This window comes from Microcoleus sp. bin38.metabat.b11b12b14.051, from assembly GCF_013299165.1.
GTDB lineage: Bacteria > Cyanobacteriota > Cyanobacteriia > Cyanobacteriales > Microcoleaceae > Microcoleus.
Map to the genome: position 1 here is coordinate 397,372 of NZ_JAAFKD010000002.1, position 17,935 is coordinate 415,306.

General features: G+C 47.2%; 19 protein-coding genes. 14 read left to right on the forward strand and 5 right to left on the reverse strand.

Going from position 1 to position 17,935, the window contains the following annotated elements:
- Positions 1-80 precede the first annotated feature (80 nt).
- The 4 genes from QZW47_RS04295 to QZW47_RS04310 all read left to right on the forward strand — a co-directional run bounded on the left by QZW47_RS04295 (position 81) and on the right by QZW47_RS04310 (position 3,759).
- Entirely contained in the window at positions 81-890 is an 810-nt protein-coding gene (locus QZW47_RS04295; RefSeq protein WP_293124328.1) for a phycobilisome linker polypeptide, read from the forward strand.
- A 171-nt stretch (positions 891-1,061) separates the two neighbouring features.
- Positions 1,062-1,931, forward strand: a complete 870-nt coding sequence (locus QZW47_RS04300; protein ID WP_293124330.1) for a phycobilisome linker polypeptide — start codon at positions 1,062-1,064, stop codon at positions 1,929-1,931.
- Between the two features lie 328 nt (positions 1,932-2,259).
- Entirely contained in the window at positions 2,260-2,538 is a 279-nt protein-coding gene (locus QZW47_RS04305; RefSeq protein WP_293124332.1) for a phycobilisome linker polypeptide, read from the forward strand.
- Positions 2,539-2,925: 387 nt separating this feature from the next.
- The gene (locus QZW47_RS04310; RefSeq protein WP_293124334.1) at positions 2,926-3,759 is read left to right on the forward strand and encodes a HEAT repeat domain-containing protein; all 834 of its coding nucleotides are present in this window, start codon (positions 2,926-2,928) and stop codon (positions 3,757-3,759) included.
- A gap of 255 nt (positions 3,760-4,014) precedes the next feature.
- Here the strand turns inward: QZW47_RS04310 and QZW47_RS04315 are convergent, their stop codons facing one another.
- Positions 4,015-4,143, reverse strand: a complete 129-nt coding sequence (locus tag QZW47_RS04315) for a hypothetical protein (protein ID WP_293124336.1) — start codon at positions 4,141-4,143, stop codon at positions 4,015-4,017.
- Between the two features lie 18 nt (positions 4,144-4,161).
- Between QZW47_RS04315 and QZW47_RS04320 the strand changes: the two genes are divergently transcribed.
- On the forward strand, positions 4,162-4,788 hold the full coding sequence (locus QZW47_RS04320) for a HEAT repeat domain-containing protein (protein WP_293124338.1): 627 nt from the start codon (positions 4,162-4,164) through the stop codon (positions 4,786-4,788).
- On the opposite strand, the gene QZW47_RS04325 is transcribed toward QZW47_RS04320, so the two are convergent.
- Positions 4,777-5,070 carry a DUF2103 domain-containing protein gene (locus tag QZW47_RS04325; protein ID WP_293124340.1) on the reverse strand — a complete coding sequence of 98 codons (294 nt, stop codon included), beginning with the start codon at positions 5,068-5,070 and terminating at the stop codon, positions 4,777-4,779. The two genes, QZW47_RS04320 and QZW47_RS04325, sit on opposite strands and share 12 nt — an antisense overlap.
- 100 nt (positions 5,071-5,170) lie before the next feature.
- On the reverse strand, positions 5,171-5,641 hold the full coding sequence (locus QZW47_RS04330) for a response regulator (RefSeq protein WP_293124342.1): 471 nt from the start codon (positions 5,639-5,641) through the stop codon (positions 5,171-5,173).
- Between the two features lie 391 nt (positions 5,642-6,032).
- On the opposite strand from QZW47_RS04330, the gene QZW47_RS04335 reads away from it, so the two are divergent.
- Entirely contained in the window at positions 6,033-6,359 is a 327-nt protein-coding gene (locus tag QZW47_RS04335; RefSeq protein WP_293124344.1) for an antibiotic biosynthesis monooxygenase, read from the forward strand.
- Positions 6,360-6,640: 281 nt separating this feature from the next.
- On the opposite strand, the gene cas6 is transcribed toward QZW47_RS04335, so the two are convergent.
- A complete protein-coding gene (gene cas6, locus QZW47_RS04340) occupies positions 6,641-7,519 on the reverse strand; it encodes a CRISPR-associated endoribonuclease Cas6 (RefSeq protein ID WP_293124346.1) in 879 nt (292 codons plus the stop codon).
- Positions 7,520-7,605: 86 nt separating this feature from the next.
- Here cas6 and QZW47_RS04345 point away from each other — a divergent pair, with 86 nt between their 5' ends.
- From QZW47_RS04345 to QZW47_RS04380, 8 genes are all read left to right on the forward strand, one after another.
- Complete coding sequence (locus QZW47_RS04345; RefSeq protein ID WP_293124348.1) at positions 7,606-11,151, forward strand: GAF domain-containing protein; 3,546 nt, start codon at positions 7,606-7,608, stop codon at positions 11,149-11,151.
- Positions 11,148-11,774, forward strand: a complete 627-nt coding sequence (locus QZW47_RS04350) for a response regulator transcription factor (RefSeq protein WP_293124349.1) — start codon at positions 11,148-11,150, stop codon at positions 11,772-11,774. The genes QZW47_RS04345 and QZW47_RS04350 overlap by 4 nt, the downstream gene beginning before the upstream one ends.
- 552 nt (positions 11,775-12,326) lie before the next feature.
- Positions 12,327-12,860, forward strand: coding sequence for a DsbA family protein (locus QZW47_RS04355; RefSeq protein WP_293124351.1), 534 nt, complete (start codon positions 12,327-12,329; stop codon positions 12,858-12,860).
- Positions 12,857-13,414, forward strand: a complete 558-nt coding sequence (dps, locus tag QZW47_RS04360; protein ID WP_293124353.1) for a DNA starvation/stationary phase protection protein Dps — start codon at positions 12,857-12,859, stop codon at positions 13,412-13,414. Before QZW47_RS04355 ends, dps begins: the two co-directional genes overlap by 4 nt.
- A gap of 204 nt (positions 13,415-13,618) precedes the next feature.
- Positions 13,619-13,996 carry a cupin domain-containing protein gene (locus QZW47_RS04365; RefSeq protein ID WP_293124355.1) on the forward strand — a complete coding sequence of 126 codons (378 nt, stop codon included), beginning with the start codon at positions 13,619-13,621 and terminating at the stop codon, positions 13,994-13,996.
- 95 nt (positions 13,997-14,091) lie between these two features.
- On the forward strand, positions 14,092-14,271 hold the full coding sequence (locus QZW47_RS04370) for a XapX domain-containing protein (protein ID WP_293124357.1): 180 nt from the start codon (positions 14,092-14,094) through the stop codon (positions 14,269-14,271).
- Positions 14,272-14,379: 108 nt separating this feature from the next.
- Positions 14,380-15,039 (forward strand): isochorismatase family protein, encoded by a 660-nt coding sequence (locus QZW47_RS04375; protein WP_293124359.1) that lies wholly within the window; start codon positions 14,380-14,382, stop codon positions 15,037-15,039.
- 396 nt (positions 15,040-15,435) lie between these two features.
- Positions 15,436-16,203, forward strand: coding sequence for a glucose 1-dehydrogenase (locus QZW47_RS04380; RefSeq protein ID WP_293124361.1), 768 nt, complete (start codon positions 15,436-15,438; stop codon positions 16,201-16,203).
- Between the two features lie 636 nt (positions 16,204-16,839).
- On the opposite strand, the gene QZW47_RS04385 is transcribed toward QZW47_RS04380, so the two are convergent.
- Positions 16,840-17,922, reverse strand: a complete 1,083-nt coding sequence (locus QZW47_RS04385) for a class I fructose-bisphosphate aldolase (protein ID WP_293124363.1) — start codon at positions 17,920-17,922, stop codon at positions 16,840-16,842.
- Positions 17,923-17,935 lie beyond the last annotated feature (13 nt).

The following is a 17,935-nucleotide window of genomic DNA, read 5'->3' on the forward strand; positions in this document are numbered from 1 at the left end:
CATCTGCGATCTGGGCCTAATTTTCCAAATACTTTTTTAAGCAATTTCAGTTTTTAAAGCAAAAAAAGGAAGAAGCGAAGATGGTGGGACTAAGTTCAGCAGAACGGTTGGGAATCAAAGCATTAGATGAAGCCGGACGAGTAGAACTGCGCCCCCACTGGACGCAAGACGATGTGACAGCAGTAATTCGCGCCGCTTACATCCAAGTTTTCGGCAACGAGTATTTAATGTCCGTCGAACGAGTTACCAGCGCAGAATCTCTGCTGCTGCAAGGGCAAATTTCAGTTAAAGATTTTGTGCGGGCAATTGCTCAGTCCGAAACATATCGGCAAAAGTTTTTTTACCCGAACTCACAAACGCGGTTAATCGAGCTTAATTACAAACATTTGTTGGGCCGCGCTCCTTACGACGAGTCAGAAATTGCTTTCCACGTTGATTTGTACAATGCAGAAGGCTACGAAGCTGAAATCAGTTCTTACATTGACTCAGTGGAGTATCAAGAGAATTTTGGCGACAGTGTAGTGCCTTACTATCGCGGTTTCGCGACTCAAAGAAATCAAAAAACCGTCGGTTTTAACCGGATGTTTCAATTGTACCGGGGCTATGCCAACAGCGATCGCGCCCAAAACCAAAAGCAAGGGCGCCTCACCAGGGAAGTTGCCAGAAATACAGCTTCGCCCATCTCCACCCCCTCCACAGGCAAAGCCCTCGCCGGTAACAATGGCGGCGGGCAACTCTACCGAATCACCGCAATGCAAGGTTCGGCTAAGTTTTCGCCCCAAGTGCGCCGCACAACCACCGAGTATCTCGTACCTTACGACCAACTTTCGAGCCGCTTGCAGCAAATCAACAAACGTGGCGGCAAAGTGGTAAATATTACCACAGCTTAAAAGTTTGTAAAGACGTTTTTTTGATGCGTCTTTAGCAAATTAGGACTAATTGATGTCAGTGAGTAAGGTGCGCCTCGGGGTACCTTACTTTCAGATACCTTTGCCTTAGTCCTAAAAATCTCAAGTGCAACAAAGCTTTAAATTTTTGTTACTAATTTAGGAGAAAATCTGGTGGCGATTACAACAGCAGCATCCAGACTCGGAACATCGGCATTGAGCGATGCACCGAAGGTAGAATTGCGCCCGAACTACAACAAAGATGACGTTGAAATGGTGATTCGTGCCGTTTACCGTCAGGTGCTGGGCAACGATTATTTAATGAAATCCGATCGCCTGACAAGTGCGGAATCTCTTCTGCGAGACGGCAGTTTGACAGTGCGAGAATTTGTGCGCGCAGTGGCCAAATCGGAACTGTACAAAACCAAGTTTTTCTACAACAGCTTTCAAACTAGGGCGATCGAACTAAACTACAAACACTTGCTCGGTCGCGCTCCCTACGACGAATCTGAAGTAGTTTATCACTTAGATTTGTACCAAACACAAGGGTACGACGCTGATGTTGATTCTTACATCGATTCAGTAGAGTATCAAGAAAACTTCGGCGACAATATCGTACCTTACTACCGGGGCTTTAACACCCAGCGCGGGCAAAAAACCGTCGGTTTTACCCGGATGTTCCGCTTGTATCGCGGCTATGCAAATAGCGATACCTCTCAACTAGAAGGCAATAACTCCCGCTTAGCAGTGGAACTTGGCACTAACAGCGCTACGGCTGTAGTTGGGCCTTCTGGCGGCAACGAAGGTTGGGCCTATCGCCCTTCAGCACAAAACGTAACTCCCAGCAGCGGCTTCGGCGGCGGCGCAGCTTACGGCAAAGAAGGACGGCTTCTGCGCGTCGAAGTTTCGGGCATTCGCACGGGCGGCTATCCCAACGTGCGCCGCAGCAGCAAAGCTTTCATCGTACCTGTTGACGATTTGTCCTCGCAAATGCAGAAATTTCAACGCATGGGCGGGAAAATCGCTAGCATTACTCCCATTTAGTCATCAGTCATCAGTCATCAGTCATTAGTCATCAGTCATCAGTCATCAGTCATTAGTCATCAGTCATTAGTCATCAGTCATCAGTCATTAGTCATTAGTCATCAGTCATCAGTCATCAGTCATCAGTCATTAGTAAAATTACTAGAGATTGATGGCCCTTGGCTAATTAGACTTTGCGTAAGGTGCGGTGTGCTTGACCATACATAATTAGGTGCTGAGTAAATTCTGAACTCAAGGCAAATGACAAATGACAAATGACAAATGACCACCCTTCGACTTCGCGAGCGGGCGAGATGACAAATGACAAATGACAAATGACAAATGACAAATGACAAAGTACCAATTAGCAATTACCAAGAAGCTTATGTTGGGTCAAAGTGTAGCTGGAAAAAGTGGCAATACAGCTTCCGCCGGTCGCTGTTTTCGGTATGAAGTTGTGGGATTGCGCCAAAGTGACGATACAGAAAATATCGATTATTCGATTCGATCGAGCGCGAGTACATTTATCACCGTGCCGTACAATCGGATGAATCAAGAAATGCAGCGGATTACTCGCATGGGCGGCAAAATTGTGAACATTCAGCCGCTAAGTGCGATCGCAGAATAATGATCTGAATCATCGTCGCATCGTAATTAATAGCGATTGAAAAGGGCGATGGAAAAAGGCGATCGAAAAGGGCGATTGAAATCGCTTCTACACAAACAATGTCCGCCTCCGCGGACGAAGAGTTAGAGTTAATTTAACCCCTCTGGGCTCGGGTTTTGTCTGTGTAGTCGCGATTTAAATCGCCGAGTTTCCACAACCCCTCTGGGCTCGGGTTTTGTCTGTGTAGTCGCGATTTAAATCGCCGAGTTTCCCCAACCCCTCTGGGCTCGGGTTTTGTCTGTGTAGTCGCGATTTAAATCGCCGAGTTTCCCCAACCCCTCTGGGCTCGGGTTTTGTCTGTGTAGTCGCGATTTCAATCGCCGAGTTTCCTAAGCCATATTAAAAATTATGAATTATGACGAATCTGACTCACCGCCGACGGGCGTAGCTGAGGGCGAATCTTTAACACTAGAACAGGCGATCGCAAATTTGCACTCAGAAGATTACAGTCTCCGGTATTATGCTGCTTGGTGGGTGGGCAGATTTCGAGTCAAGGAACCCGCAGTTATTGCCGCTTTAATTGCGGCCTTGCAAGAAGAATCAGAACAAACAAAAATCGGCGACTATTCCCTACTGCGAAATGCGGCGCGGGCGCTGGGAAAATTGGGCGACAAACAAGCCTTACCCGCCCTGACTCATTGTTTGGAATGCGCCGATTATTACGTGCGGGAAGCGGCGGCTCAAGCTCTAGAAATGCTGGGCGAGATCGATTCCATTCCACCGCTGATGCAGCTCTTAGATGGGGGCGTAGCTGTGGCCCTGCGAGTGCCTGGAAAATCGCACCTCGTGCAGCCTTACGACTCGGTAATTGAAGCTTTGGGTACGCTGCAAGCGACAGAAGCTATACCGCTAATTTCACCTTTTTTAGAGCATTCTGTGGAGCGGGTGCAGTACGCTGCGGCACGGGCGATGTATCAGTTGACTGGCGATCGGGTTTACGGAGAGCGGTTGGTAACTGCTTTGAATGGGGATAATTTGCAGTTGCGCCGATCGGCTTTGATGGACTTGGGGGCGATCGGCTATTTGCCCTCAGCGCCAGCTATTGCTGAAACTTTAGCAGAAAATAGCATGAAATTAATTGCGCTCAAAGGAGTTTTGGAACATCATCTCAATCAACAAGCATCTCTATCTTTGTCCGATGAAGCTATCCAAGTTATGGATTTAATGGATAGTTTACTGTGAACAAAAATTAGTTGTAACATATTTAATTTTCTGTCGATTACCTGTAAGATTTTTTGTAGTGAGGAAGGCAATTCCTTTGATTTTATGCGGACTGAAGTCCTCACTACAAACCTATTTGATTCTGGTTGGTGTGTTCTGACATTAGTGGCAGGCAATTCCTTTGATTTTATGCGGACTGAAGTCCTCACTACAAACCTATTTGATTCTGGTTGGTGTTTTTTGACATCAGATGACATAGGATTTCTGGAGCGATTCTCAATTGTTTGCTTTAAATTCAGGACAGAGCAGTGCTGTTTCCTTACCTGTTGCGATCGCGCTCTTCGTGGGTGAGGCTGCAAAAAGTTCGATCGCGCGATCGAGCCAACCTACAATGACAATGGTCACGGTAGATTTTATAAATAAATGGCATTAGAACTAATTCGCGCAGTCGAACAAGCAGATTCTTCCGAAGGCTTGTTAAATACTGTCAAAGCACTGGCGGCGGCTGAGTCAAAAGAAGCAATTCCTACCTTAATTACAGTCCTCGGCTACAACAACCCCGGCGCCGCTGTGGCCGCCGTTGACGGGCTGATTCAACTCGGAGAACCTGCGGTGCTGCCGCTGCTAGAACAGCTTGACGGCTACAATTACGGAGCGAGAGCTTGGGCGGTTCGGGCTTTGGCGGGAATTGGCGATCCTAGGGGTTTAGAAATTTTGATCGAGGCGGCGGCGAATGACTTTGCTTTGAGCGTGCGGCGGGCGGCTGCTAGGGGTTTGGGGACGATTTGCTGGGAACTTATGCCGCCAGAACAAATTGCAGGCGCTCAAATTCGCGTGGTGAAAACGCTGCTGCAAGCGTCCCGAGATCCGGAATGGGTGGTTCGCTACGCAGCGGCGGGAGGTTTACAAGCTTTGGCTGGTGCTGCGACTGTGAAACCGGATTGGTTAGCGGAAGTTTGGGCCAGACTACAGGAAATGGCCCAAAGCGATGAAACTTTGGGGGTTAAAGCCCGGGCTTTGCTAGCTCAGCAAAAATTGTCACTTGGCTAGGGTTTGGGCGATCGTCTCTTCCAAGTCCCCTTGACTGAGAGTGGTTAATATAAAGACTTCTTGTACAGTTTTGCCCTGTCTGGCAATAATTTTAAATCCCCCGCGAATGGGTACTGACACTCTTAATGTCATGTGGGGGATGTGTCCTTTAACTTTGTTAATGACGCCGGGGGTAACGGTTTGAATGCCCATTCTCAGAGTCAGGCGCTCTAAAATTGGTATCAAACCCTGAAGGTGAGTAGAGTGATTCCAAACTAGGCGGCCTTTGGGTTGTGGGTTCATGACTTTTTTACCAAATTCAACATACCCAGTCTAAGTCACCGCCGGCTGGAACCAATTTCAAATTCCCTGAAGTTATGTATGAATAACGTTAGTGTGCGCGTCATTGCGAGCAAATCGACGCAATCTCAAACCGATATTTTTGCTCGCGGGCGCGCTTGCTGAGATTTGATGGTGCAGAATTGTCCGCTACTTTTTGATATTTTGGGTTGGTAATTGTCGGTTTTTCTAGTTGAGTTGCGATCGCCCGCAGGATTTCTGTGATGCTGCAAGGTTTGCTCAGATAGCCGTCGGCTTTGAGTTCCTGGGCTTTTTCCATTTCGGAGGCTGTCATAAAAATAAACGGAATCCTGGCCGTTGCTGGATACGATCGCAATGCCGCGAAAACTTCAAAACCGTTTAGTTTCGGCATCATGACATCAGACAAAATTAAGTCGGGAATTTGGGCGATCGCTAACTGGATGCCAACTTGTCCGTTTTCGGCGCCCACAGCTTCAAAACCTCGCGATTGCAGAAGTTCTAAAACTGTTTCTCGGATTAAGTTATTGTCTTCAATTACTAATATTTTTTTCATGTTCTTGAGTGCGCTCTTTACTTTGTTTTTATTTTTATGTTATGATTTTTGCTGTAAAATTTAAGATTTTCAATAGGGTTATTGCAAAAAACCACTTTTTACGGTTTTTTACGGGTAAAGCGCGATCGCAGCTAGGTGCAGTGTCTCCTCAATCCGCAGCTTAGCTCGCTGAAAACTACAAACTGTGAACTTCACAAAATTACTGCCAAGAGGGTAAAATATATAGCCTTTCTCAAAAAGGTGAGGTACAGATTCTGATTTTAGATTTTAGATTTTAGATTTTAGATTGGAGGATTGGAGGATGGAGGAATTGAGGGATTAATCGGTCAATTCCTCATCTTTCTGACAACTGCTATAATTTGGTGGAGCGCGATTTTTTGAGGACAATGATATGTCAGAATTTTTAGACTTTCTCAGACATCAGTTTGCCTACGTGGCGATTGGCGAATTTAAACCAGGAAAATTTAAAGAAGCAGAAGAACTTTTTGGCAAAGCCGTTGCAACCTATGCCACAGGTTTTAAAGGAGCATACCTGCTGCAATTGCCCAATACTGACAAAGGGATTGCGATCATTTTTTGGGAAAGCATAGAAGAGATGGCAGCAAATCAAAGCGAAGCTTATCAGGAAATATTGAAGCAGATGACGCCTTTGTTTGCCAAAATTCCCGATACTGATGTTTATGAAATTGTCAGTGAAATTAAGCCGAAAGGTGAATAGACAACTTTTTCTCTGTTTTTTTGATCGAATTTTGGGACGGGCGGGACGCCCATCCCACAAAAATATTTTTTTAATCAAATTTTGGGACGGGCGGGACGCCGATTCCACAAAGATGTTTTTTTAATCAAATTTTGGGACGGGCGAGACGCCCATCCCACAAAAATATTTTTTTAATCAAATTTTGGGACGGGCGAGACGCCCATCCCACAAAAATGTTTTTTTAGGGTGGGATGTTGCTTCCAGCAGCGTCCTAGCTAGGGCTTGCAATTCAAGTCTAATAATTAAAAATTAGGCAATCGGCGCGTCATTCCCATACCCATCGGCGTTTTGCGCCCGACTCCGCTGTAAAGTGCAAAATCTGCTAAAGCGTTAATTTGCTTAATAGTAGCAGGATCTATATCTCCCATAATTCGGTAACTAACCTCGCCGACACAGCCAATAAATTTACTGCGAGAATCCGTACAAACTTCTGTGCGGATATTGAAAAAACTGGGAAAAATAGCTTCTGTGAATGTAGGTTCGATCGCAATTTCGCTATACTTGTTCCAGCGATTCGCCAAACTGCCAAATACACTTTCTCTACTTGGCATCGCACTATCGTACACACCTTGCCGAAAATTCGTAGGAGTGCAGAAAGTAAACGCAATTTGGCGATCGGTTTCCGAAGCTATCTCGAACAATTCGGCGTAACTGCAACAATTCACCCACGGCTGATGTGATTGCGGTTGGCTGACAATGTTCGTCACGTACAAATTTGTAGGGCCCAAATGCCACGGGCGATCAAAGTTGAGTTGCTGCCAAAGTTCAGTTAGCCGATCGAACAAACCGTCATCCAGCAGAGAAATGCGCCACCAAATCGGCGTATTTTCCCCAATTGCTTGCTTGTGTTCCCACTGTACAGCCTGGGTTGCGCGCGAAGCCGGAGGCAAAACTCTCTTTTGTGGCTGCGGTGTGCTGGCTTTGTAAACCTCTTTTTTGCTGACTTGGAAAGGGCTTAAAGTAAAAGCTTTTTCATTAGATTGGTCGTGCAGGTACGCGCTCAAATCTGTGTCTACAGCACTCACAAGGTTGAGAAATAAGGCGTGGAGGTGCCGTCCCGTTAAAAATTGGGATGGAATGGGTGCAACTGGCAGTAGATTTAAAATGAGGCTGTGAGGCATTGGAAAATTATATATCGATCGCGCTCCAACTTTCTGGGAAGACAGCAAAATAGATACAGGCAGACAATACATCGCACGTCAAACCGATGAACCCATTAAATCAGTCGGAATCGATGCAGCAATTGCAGTCACAATTGGCTCAACTAAAGCAGGAGAATGCACAACTGCGGTGTTCAAAAGCTCGCGATCGCCTCAACGAAGCCACAGCAACGGCTGCTAAAGCCTTACTCACCGTTGAGAACTTGGACGAAGCGGTCAATTCTGCCCTGCAAATCATCGGGGAGTGCTTAGAGACCGATCGACTGAGTGTAATCGATCATTTTGACAGCCCATCTCAACCTTTACCATGCTGGAAGCTATTGTATGAGTGGAATTCACCCCACACCGTGTCACAAATTTCTCATCCTGAAGCAGCCCAAGGAACTTATGAGGGAATTGAGGACTGGTATGAGCGTTTGAGTCAAGGTCAAGGTATCAGTTATCTACTAGAGAATATGCCTGAACCGTTTCGCAGCGGACAAGCAGCAATCGGTGTTAAAGCTTTACACGTTGTTCCTATCTTTGTAGAAAGTCAATTTTGGGGAATGGTGGGTTTTGATGACTGTCGGGAAGCCAAGCATCGAAGTTCGGCTGAATTGGCAATCTTGAAAACGGCAGCGGCTTGTATTGGTAGTGCAATTAGGCGCGAAAGGTTGCGCCAAGCAGCGCTACGCACACAGAAATCAGTGCTGCAAGCAGAACAGGAACGAGTCGCCCAACTGGAAGCGCAAAACCGTTTATTAGAAAATCGCGATCGCCTTTTAGAAGCTACCGCAAAAGCTGTCAACGCCTCACTAACCTTGGAAAACTTCGATGAAGCCGTGAATTCGGCTTTGCAAATTCTTGGGGAAGCCTCTGGTTGCGATCGGATTAATATTCTCGAAAACTTCCTCGATGCCACATCGAACAAGCCTGCGTATCACACCGTTATTTATGAGTGGGTAAGACAGGGTACAGTAGCGCAAATTTCTCACCTGAAATCAGGCAGTATCAGTTCCCAAGGTATAGAAGAATTTATGGAACGATACTTCGATCTGGGCGATGGATTTGGAGGGTTGATTGATGAATGGGATGAACCGTTGCGGAGTGCGTTTAAAGCAGTTCAGGTGCAGTCAACTTACTCTACACCGATTCGAGTTAATGGGCAGTGGTGGGGAGTATTGTGTTTTGATTACTGTCAGGAACCAATTCGCGTCAGCCGGGGGGAAGTTGCAGTTTTGAAAACAATAGCTGATTGTATTGGTAGTGCAATTAGGCGCGATCGTACCCAGAAAGCTATCTTGCAGGCAGAGCAACAACGAGTTGCGGAACTCGAAGCACAGAATCAGCGATTGGAGAAGCGCGATCGCATTCTTGAAGCCACCGCTACGGCTGCCAATGCCTTACTCATCGTCGAAAACTTGGATGAAGCCATTAATACGGCACTGCAAATTATTGGAGAATGCTTGGAAACCGATCGACTGAGTGTAATCGAGAATTTTACGCATCCCAACGATTCATCATTTCCGTGGTGGCGGGTGCTATATGAGTGGAATTCACTCGATACAGTGCCACAAATTTCCCATGCTGAAGTTGCTCAAGGAACTTATAAAGAAATCGAAGAGTGGTACGGTAAGTTTAGTCGAGGTGAAGGAATTAGCTACCTACTGGAAGAGATGCCGGAACCATTTCGTAGTGGGCAAGCCGCGATCGGTGTGAAGGCACTACACATTGTGCCTATTTTTATCGAGAGACAATTTTGGGGAGTGGTGGGGCTTGATGACTGCCGAGAAGCTAAGCATCGAGATTTGGCTGAACTCACAATCTTGAAAACGGCGGCGGCTTGTATCGGCAGCGCGATCGAGCGTCAACGCACCCAGAAAGCTATCTTGCAAGCAGAACAAGAACGCGCCGCCGAATTGGAACGCATCAATGCTGAACTGCAAAGGGCGATCGCCCAACTGGCAGAATCAGAAAAACGCTACCGCACTTTGTTTGAACTCAGCAGCGAAGGAATTCACCGCGCTGCATTTGACGAACCGATTCCAGTTACGCTACCGGTTGATGAGCAAGTTGAACTTTCCTACCGCTATATGTACATCGCCGAGGCAAATGCTGCCTTTGCTGCGATGTATGGATATGACAAGCCAGAAGATGTCATCGGGTTTCGGATGACGGATGTTCACGTTGCCAACTCAGAGAAAAATAAGGCATTCATGCGCGCCCAAATTGAGGGTGGATATCGAATTCGCAATGCTGAATCCGAAGAAGTTGATCGCAACGGTAGAAAGCTCTACTTTTTGAATAATACGGTTTGCACGATCGAGGATGGCTATCTGACAGGCGGCTGGGGGACGCAAACCAATATCACCGAACTTCGAGAAGCCCAGCAAACTTTGCTGAGGGCGGAACAAGCGCGCGCCGCAGAGCTAACCAAAGCCAATGAAGCCTTAAAACAGTCGCTTGATGTGCTAGCAACAGAGCCAGATTTAGATCGGTTTTTGGGTCATGTGTTGGGGGCGATCGCCACTCAATTTCAATCACCGCTGACAGAGTATTGGTATCATCCCGAATCCAACCATTTAGCTTTTGTGGGCTTGTCTTACTATCAAGGACAACTGTTGACACCAGAGGCTCAACCCGGACATCCCGGCACTATTGGGATGCCGATTCCACCCGAACTGGCCAACCATGAAGATTGGCGGCATCGCCAAGACTATTCCATTTATCAGGGCATGGGAACAGACGAGGATTTTGTAGGTCAGTGGATCGCTCAACAGATGGGCATGGATGCTAGTAAGTGGTATGTCGATCGCGGTGTGACTCAGTTTCTCAATGTGCCGCTTAATCTAGGGGACAGAACCGTTGGCGCACTGGCTGTTTATCTACCGAGCGATCGTCAGTTCACCACCCAGCAAATCGAACTCGCTCAGGCGCTGGCACATCAGGTGACGCTAGCAGTCGAACTGACCCGCCTTGCCGCAGAAAACCGTCAAGCTGCCATCCTCGAAGAGCGCAACCGCATGGCGCGAGACATTCACGATTCCCTCGCCCAATCGCTTACAGGAGTAGTCATGCAACTCAACGCCGCCACCGAGTTTCTCGATCGATCGCCCGATCGCACCCAAGCCTGCATTACCCGCGCTCAGGATTTAGCCAAACAAGGGCTAGCAGAAGCGAGGCGCTCTGTTTGGCTGCTTTACTACAGCGATCGGGCTGCTTGTGGTTTGGCTGATTCCCTGACGCGATTAGTCGAGCAAATGACCACCGGAGCTACCACACGCATCACCGTCAGCGTAGACGGCACGCCCTATTGTTTGGATGCCACCCTCAGTATGAATCTGCTCCGCATTGCCCAGGAATCGCTCACCAACGCGCTTCGCCACGCCCAACCTCAAAATATTCATCTCGAACTCACCTACTCTTGCGAGCACATCCAACTGCGGATATGTGATGATGGCTGCGGGTTCAATCCTCAGCAGACAGAAGGGCGGGGCTTGGGTTTAGTTGGGATGAGCGATCGAGCTGGGGCGATCGGCGCACAACTCCAAATTCGTAGCAAACTAGGAGCAGGAACTGAAACGATCGTCACAGTTGCGATCGCACCGCCATGACTAACACTCCCCTGCGTATCTTACTTGCCGACGATCACCCGATTTTGCGGGAAGGCTTGGCGTTAATTTTGGACAACCAAACCGATATGACTGTTGTGGGAGAAGCCAGCAACGGAAGAGAAGCCGTCGAGGTTTTTCGCCAACTGCAACCCGACGTAACGCTGATGGATTTGCGAATGCCAGAAATGGGCGGCGTAGAAGCGATCGTCGCAATTCGCACCGAATTTTCCACCGCTTGTATTATCTTGCTTACCACCTATGACGGAGATGAAGACATCTACCGGGGACTGCGGGCTGGTGCCAAGTCTTACCTGCTCAAAGATGCCTCTACGCAAGAGATTCTCAGCGCAATTCGCCAGGTTTGTACGGGCAAAAATCACATTTCTCCGGCTGTCGGTGCGAGGCTGGCGGAACGCGCTCAGATGCCTGAATTGACCGATCGCGAACGCGAAGTATTGCAGCAGATGGCGAAGGGCCAAAGCAATCTGGAAATCGGCCTCACCCTCAGAATTGCCGAGAGTACGGTAAAAACTCATGTCAACAGCATTTTGAGCAAACTCGGTGTGGGCGATCGAACTCAAGCTGCGATCGTGGCTCTCAAACGCGGTATTGCTAAGCTGTAGGCGAGTCCTTCTGTGGTTGAATAATTCCGTAGTTACCGGATTTGAGCTAAATAGTTTTTATTCGGTCGCGTAATTGTGTACGTTCGTACACGAAAAAATTAGCGAAATTCATTAAGGGTTTTTTTCCGAAGATGAACGGCCAATAACTCGCGATCGGATTGAACCGCGTGTAGCGATTGCTCCCGATTAATCGCGATCGACTAGAACAAGTCCGTCGCCAAATGCTGAAAGCTGCAACACCGGGTTTTTCTGCGATCTCAAATAAAATTTGTTCTCGATTCTAACGTACTCGTGAGTGCAGCACTGTTTAAAGGCTCGATCGCGCGGCAAGCTTTCAACAAAGCAACCGCAGACGGGCAAAACGCAATTTTGAGTAGCAAAACAACCAAAATTGAATAGTTAAATCAACGATTCGGAGCGATCGCAGCAGCTTACTCAATCTAAAGGTGGAGCCACACTAGACCTTTAGATTGACTTAAAACAAACCTTTGCTCCGATTGCAAAAGTAGGAACATCGGCGAAACTTAGTTTCATACCGCTCAAAAGAACACCGTGAGTGTCCTAGTTATTCCTGTCAGCAGTCGCGATCGCATTCAAGGATTAGATGTTGCCGCTATTACCCTAGTGGAATACGGCGACTATCAATGTCCTAAATGTGCAGAAGCCCACGACATTGTACAACACCTCCAGCAGCATTTTGGAGAACAAGTTTGTTTTGTCTTCCGGCACTTTCCCCGAAATCACTTGCATCCCCAAGCGCAACAGGCGGCGGAAGCTGCTGAAGCGGCTGCTAGACAAGGAAAATTTTGGCAAATGCACGATTATTTGTTCCACCACCAACACGCCCTTGGTAATGGCTACTTGGCTGAGTATGCAGATGCTTTGGGACTCGATGTGATGCAGTTCCTGCGCGACATGGCGGCACACATTTATGCCGATCGAGTGCGGGAGGACTTGGCCAGCGGTATCCACAGCGGCGTCTGTCAAACACCGACTTTTTTTATCAATTGTCTGCGCTATGACGGCGCGTGCGATCGCCAAACCCTGACAGCGACGCTCAAACAACAATTAGAGGTAAATCCATGACTGCTAACCAACCGCTTTATGCAACTCGCATCGATTTAGCTGCACCAATTCGCGATCGGGCGATCGGCCTACTCAACCAAACTCTCGCATCCACGATCGACCTCAAAACTCAAGTCAAACAAGCACATTGGAACGTCAAAGGCAAGGACTTCTATCAACTTCATTTGCTGTTTGATGAAATTGCCTCCCAAGTTGAAGAATTTACCGATCTGGTAGCGGAACGAATTACCACACTGGGAGGCTACGCCCTCGGAACCGCCATAATTTCGGCACAACAGTCAGAACTGTCAGAGTATCCGTTTGATATCGCAGATGGCACGGATCATATCATCGCTTTAGCCGATCGCTTGGCGATTTATGGCAAATCAGTCCGATTTTGCATCGAACAAACTTCCGTTTTGGGAGATGCCGATACGGCAGATTTGTACACGGAAATTTCGCGGGCGATCGACAAGCGTTTGTGGTTCCTAGAATCCCATTTACATTCACCAGCAGCCAGTGTAACAGAACAGTCAAAAAAACCTCAGCCTGTTGCCGCAGGAGCAATCAAGTAATTCGCTAAAGAATCAGCGGAAATTCCTATAATTGTGGGAGTTTCTTGAGCCAATCTGTAAGGTGCTTCTTTAGTAATCTTTAAATTGAATTTATGATTTATAGGGAAGCACCAGCTCGATTTATTTTTCATAAACCTGGGAAATAGTGTTACTATTTCGTCTAAGTTAAGGTTCACCAAAACTATCTATCAAAGGAGAGGAATTATGACAATTGTTCGCGGTAACAACGCTGATAAATTTGAAGTACCAGGAGTCGTTGTAACGAAAATAGCAGCCCCTAGCACAGGTGCAAGTGAAGTTCTGATGTTTCATGCAGAACTCGAACCGGGCGCACTCAATCCAACTCATGTGCACGATCACGAAGAGATTGTGTACTGCATGGCTGGAACGATGAAGGGAACGATCGGGGATCAAGAAGTAGAACTTCAAGCAGGCGACACGATGATTGTTCCTCCCCATGTTTATCACAATCTCGTGAATCATGGCGAGGATCAGCTAGAAGTAATTTGTGCTATGCCTGCTGGAACTCAGAATTGGGATGACCAAAATCAACCGATGTCTCCGCCACCCTGGACGCTTTGAGTTGCTTGAGCAACGCTGCTCTGATTGCAGGGCAGCGATCGCGAATCTATAGAGATATCTACCTCCGAAAACGACGCTGAAACGGGAGTCAAACAATGAGTTTTCTTCAAGATGCAGGAAAAGCTTTAATGTGCGGCTGGATTATTGGAATCGCATTTAGTATACTAAAACTCCCTGCTCCTGTTCCACCAGTTCTGGGATTAATTGGAGCAGTTGGAATTATATTCGGCGGATACTGCTATCGATTGTTGGGGAGTTTGCTTCTCAAGCAGTAAAACCTGCATCGCAAGCACAATCACAATGTTCCCTTTACACAATTGTAGATTCATCGCCCGCGCCAATTTCACAATACATTCACAAATTCACACCAAATAACGATCGCCATGACTACAAACAATGTTTTTTTCGAGCAACTCACGCCTGATAATGCTGCCATGTTGCTGATTGACCATCAAGTGGGCACTATGCTGTTGGGCATTACCGATATCGATCCAGTAAATTTGAAAAACAACGCTCTCTACTTAGCTGATGTTGCGAAATTATTCAACCTACCAACTCTTTTAACTACCAGCAATCCCAATGGCCCTAACGGCCCTCTGTTTCCCGAACTACTTCAGGCGCTGCCAAATGTTCCGATCGTCGATCGCGTCATCATTAACGCTTGGAACGATCGAGCTTTTGTCAAAGCTGTAGAGCAAACAGCTCGCCCAAAGCTAATTATGGCAGGTGTTACCACCGATGTTTGTTTGGCATTTCCAGCGATTTCTGCCGTTGGTGCAGGGTATGATGTTTATGCGGTAATTGACGCATCCGGCACGTGGAATACCACCACGCAAAACGCTGCTGTGGCTCGGATGACTCAAGCTGGTGTCAAGTGCGTCAACACGATCGCGATTGCTGCCGAGTTGCAAAAAGATTGGACGTTACCAACGGCACAGGGCATGGGTGCAATTTTTGCCGAACGCTTACCAAACTTCGGTTTTGTGATGGCAGGGCTGGAACATACGGCAAAACAAAGCAGCAAAGTTCCGTTGAGTTTGTAGTGAGAGCGATCGGGCTGTAAAGCGGTTGACCATCTTTCAAAGATGCCTGCTATCATGCTCTTAATTAAAATAAAAATTGCCATGTAAAATCATAGTTTTCTGCTGTTTGCCCGGTTCTCGCTTCCGATCGTCTACGATCGCTCCAATGCCATACTTCGACAAAATTTGATTGAGCTACAGCAAGTGATTGTGGCTTTGTTCAACAACCCACACTTGGTACAAGCAGGTTCCAGATCCACTATACTATTTGCGTAAGATATTCGTCGGCATCCCGACATCCTACCTGTAGCCCGGATGGACAGGCGGATTGGTTGGTTTCGCCTACACCATACTTGTGCCCAAGCTGGTTGGTGCAGGAGATGTGACTGTTTTAACTCATTTCTGGAAGAGGTTTTTATGAATAGGGTAGAAGGGAAAGTTGCGGTTGTCACAGGTGGGGCTTCGGGAATTGGTAGGGCGACTTGTCTGCTACTGGCGAGAGAAGGAGCCTGTGTTGCGGTAACAGATATAGCAGAGAAGGAAGGCAGAGATTTGGTAGCAGAGATTACCGAAAAAGGAGGACAGGCAGAATACTGGGATCTAAATGTTACAAAAGAAGCGATCGTTAAACAGGTGGTGTCTGAAGTCCGAGAAAAGTGGGGCAAAATTGACATTTTAGTGAACAATGCAGGCATTGTGGGCATCAATAAACCCACTCACGAAATCGCAGAAGATGAATGGAATGCGTTGATGGTAATAAACGTAAATGGTGTTTTCCTCTGTACTAAACACGTTTTGATTTCCATGCTAGAAACGGGAGGTGGCAGCATTATTAATTTGTCTTCTGTTTACGGATTGGTTGGCGGCCCCGATATGCCTCCTTATCATGCCTCAAAGGGAGCAGTGCGGTTGATGACTAAAACAGATGCGCTATTGTATGCTAAAAATAACATTCGGGTTAATTCAGTTCATCCGGCATTTATCTGGACACCGCTGGTAGAGAAGTTGTTGGCCGAACAAGGCGATGTGACAGAAGGACGGAAAATGCTTGATAGCTTGCATCCCGTGGGGCATATGGGTGAACCTGATGATGTTGCCTACGGTATTCTTTATCTGGCATCGGATGAATCTAAGTTTGTTACTGGTTCAGAATTGGTAATTGATGGGGGCTATACCGCTCATTAATAGTTGACTGTTGACTGTTGACTGTTGACTGTTGACTGTTGATAGTTGACTGTTGACTGTTGACTGTTGACTGTTGACTGTTGATAGTTGATAGTTGACAGTTGATAGTTGACTGTTGACTGTTGACTGTTGATAGTTGACAGTTGATAGTTGACAGTTGACAGTTGATATAGCAGTTCTCAAAAAGATGACGCAAAAGACCGACTCGATCTCTCAATTCCTCAATCCTTACCCTCCAAGCGAAGTCGCAGGCGGGCTAATCTAAAATCTAAACGAGTGCCTCATCTTTTTGAGAAAGGCTATAGTTGACAGAAGAGCTCGATCGCGAAATAGAAGAGTTGCACAGTACGGAAATCAAACCGTTTATGCTATGAGTTCTCGCCTTTATTCATGAGGTTATTTATGTCCTCGCCGCTGTGGCGATTGCTATACAACTGCACCTGTTCCTCAACTTTGTTCTTTGGACTTAGAAGTGAGACATCGCGGAAGCATCTCATTTTCGCAAAAAGCATTTTTTTACAGTGCGAGCACTTCCAGAACTCGCACTACAAATGCAAAACCGAGATGCTCCCGACATCGCCGCGCCAGATAGCATTGAGCGCACAGCGCGCACCCTGCTTTTAGTGCTGTGAATTTTTAGGCGATCGTGATTTCGGGCGACAAGTAAACGTCTTGAATGGCGTGGAACAATTTTACGCCTTCTTCAAAGGGACGCTGAAAGGTTTTGCGGCCGGAAATTAAGCCGCAGCCACCTGCGCGTTTGTTGATGACTGCGGTGCGAATTGCTTCGGCAAAATCAGTTTTCCCTGAAGCACCGCCGGAGTTGATTAAACCCATCCTTCCTGCATAACAGTTGAGGACTTGATAGCGGGTGAGATCGATCGGGTGATCGGTTGTCAAATCTGAATACACGCGGCTGTCGGTTTTGCCGTAACTGTGACCGCTGGCTTTCGCAACTGCTGCGTACCCGTTGTTAAATTCGGGCAATTTCTGCTTGATGATGTCGGCTTGAATTGTTACTCCTAAGTGATTTGCTTGACCAGTTAAGTCAGCGGCAAGGTGATAATCTTTGTCTTGTTTGAAGATATCGTTGCGGAGGTAGCACCACAAAATTGTTGCCATTCCGTACTCGTGAGCGTGGGCAAAAGCTTGACTGACTTCTTGGATTTGTCGCGTCGATTCTGGGGAACCAAAGTAAATTGTTGCTCCGACTGCAACGGCTCCCAAATTCCAAGCTTGTTCGACGGAAGCAAACATTATTTGGTCGGATTGATTGGGATAAGTTAGCAGTTCGTTGTGATTTAGTTTGAGAATGAAAGGGATTTTGTGCGCGTATTTTCGGGAGACGCTGCCCAAAACTCCGAGGGTTGTCGCGACAGCGTTGCAGCCCGCAGAGATTGCGAGTCTGATGATGTTTTCACTGTCAAAATAGATGGGATTTGGTGCAAAAGATGCGGCTGCGGAGTGTTCGATTCCTTGGTCTACTGGCAGGATGGATAAATAGCCGGTATTTGCCAAGCGTCCGCTAGAATAGAGTTGCTGGAGCGATCGCAAAACTTGAGGAGAGCGATCGGTTTGAGCGAAAATGCGATCGACCCAATCCGGGCCCGGCAGGTGCAACAAGTCTTTAGAAACTTTGGCTTGATGGGTGAGCAAGTCTTCGGCTTCGTCACCTAACCAAGATGCGATCGAACTGGGAACTGATAGTGTAGCTGTCATGCAGATTTCCCTC

Coding starts and splice junctions, on each gene's coding strand:
- QZW47_RS04295 (WP_293124328.1), top strand. CDS start 81: ATGGTGGGACTAAGTTCAGCAGAACGGTTGGGAATCAAAGCATTAGAT.
- QZW47_RS04305 (WP_293124332.1), top strand. CDS start 2,260: ATGACAAAGTACCAATTAGCAATTACCAAGAAGCTTATGTTGGGTCAA.
- QZW47_RS04310 (WP_293124334.1), top strand. CDS start 2,926: ATGAATTATGACGAATCTGACTCACCGCCGACGGGCGTAGCTGAGGGC.
- QZW47_RS04320 (WP_293124338.1), top strand. CDS start 4,162: ATGGCATTAGAACTAATTCGCGCAGTCGAACAAGCAGATTCTTCCGAA.
- QZW47_RS04325 (WP_293124340.1), bottom strand. CDS start 5,070: ATGAACCCACAACCCAAAGGCCGCCTAGTTTGGAATCACTCTACTCAC.
- QZW47_RS04330 (WP_293124342.1), bottom strand. CDS start 5,641: ATGAAAAAAATATTAGTAATTGAAGACAATAACTTAATCCGAGAAACA.
- QZW47_RS04335 (WP_293124344.1), top strand. CDS start 6,033: ATGTCAGAATTTTTAGACTTTCTCAGACATCAGTTTGCCTACGTGGCG.
- cas6 (WP_293124346.1), bottom strand. CDS start 7,519: ATGCCTCACAGCCTCATTTTAAATCTACTGCCAGTTGCACCCATTCCA.
- QZW47_RS04345 (WP_293124348.1), top strand. CDS start 7,606: ATGAACCCATTAAATCAGTCGGAATCGATGCAGCAATTGCAGTCACAA.
- QZW47_RS04350 (WP_293124349.1), top strand. CDS start 11,148: ATGACTAACACTCCCCTGCGTATCTTACTTGCCGACGATCACCCGATT.
- dps (WP_293124353.1), top strand. CDS start 12,857: ATGACTGCTAACCAACCGCTTTATGCAACTCGCATCGATTTAGCTGCA.
- QZW47_RS04365 (WP_293124355.1), top strand. CDS start 13,619: ATGACAATTGTTCGCGGTAACAACGCTGATAAATTTGAAGTACCAGGA.
- QZW47_RS04370 (WP_293124357.1), top strand. CDS start 14,092: ATGAGTTTTCTTCAAGATGCAGGAAAAGCTTTAATGTGCGGCTGGATT.
- QZW47_RS04375 (WP_293124359.1), top strand. CDS start 14,380: ATGACTACAAACAATGTTTTTTTCGAGCAACTCACGCCTGATAATGCT.
- QZW47_RS04380 (WP_293124361.1), top strand. CDS start 15,436: ATGAATAGGGTAGAAGGGAAAGTTGCGGTTGTCACAGGTGGGGCTTCG.
- QZW47_RS04385 (WP_293124363.1), bottom strand. CDS start 17,922: ATGACAGCTACACTATCAGTTCCCAGTTCGATCGCATCTTGGTTAGGT.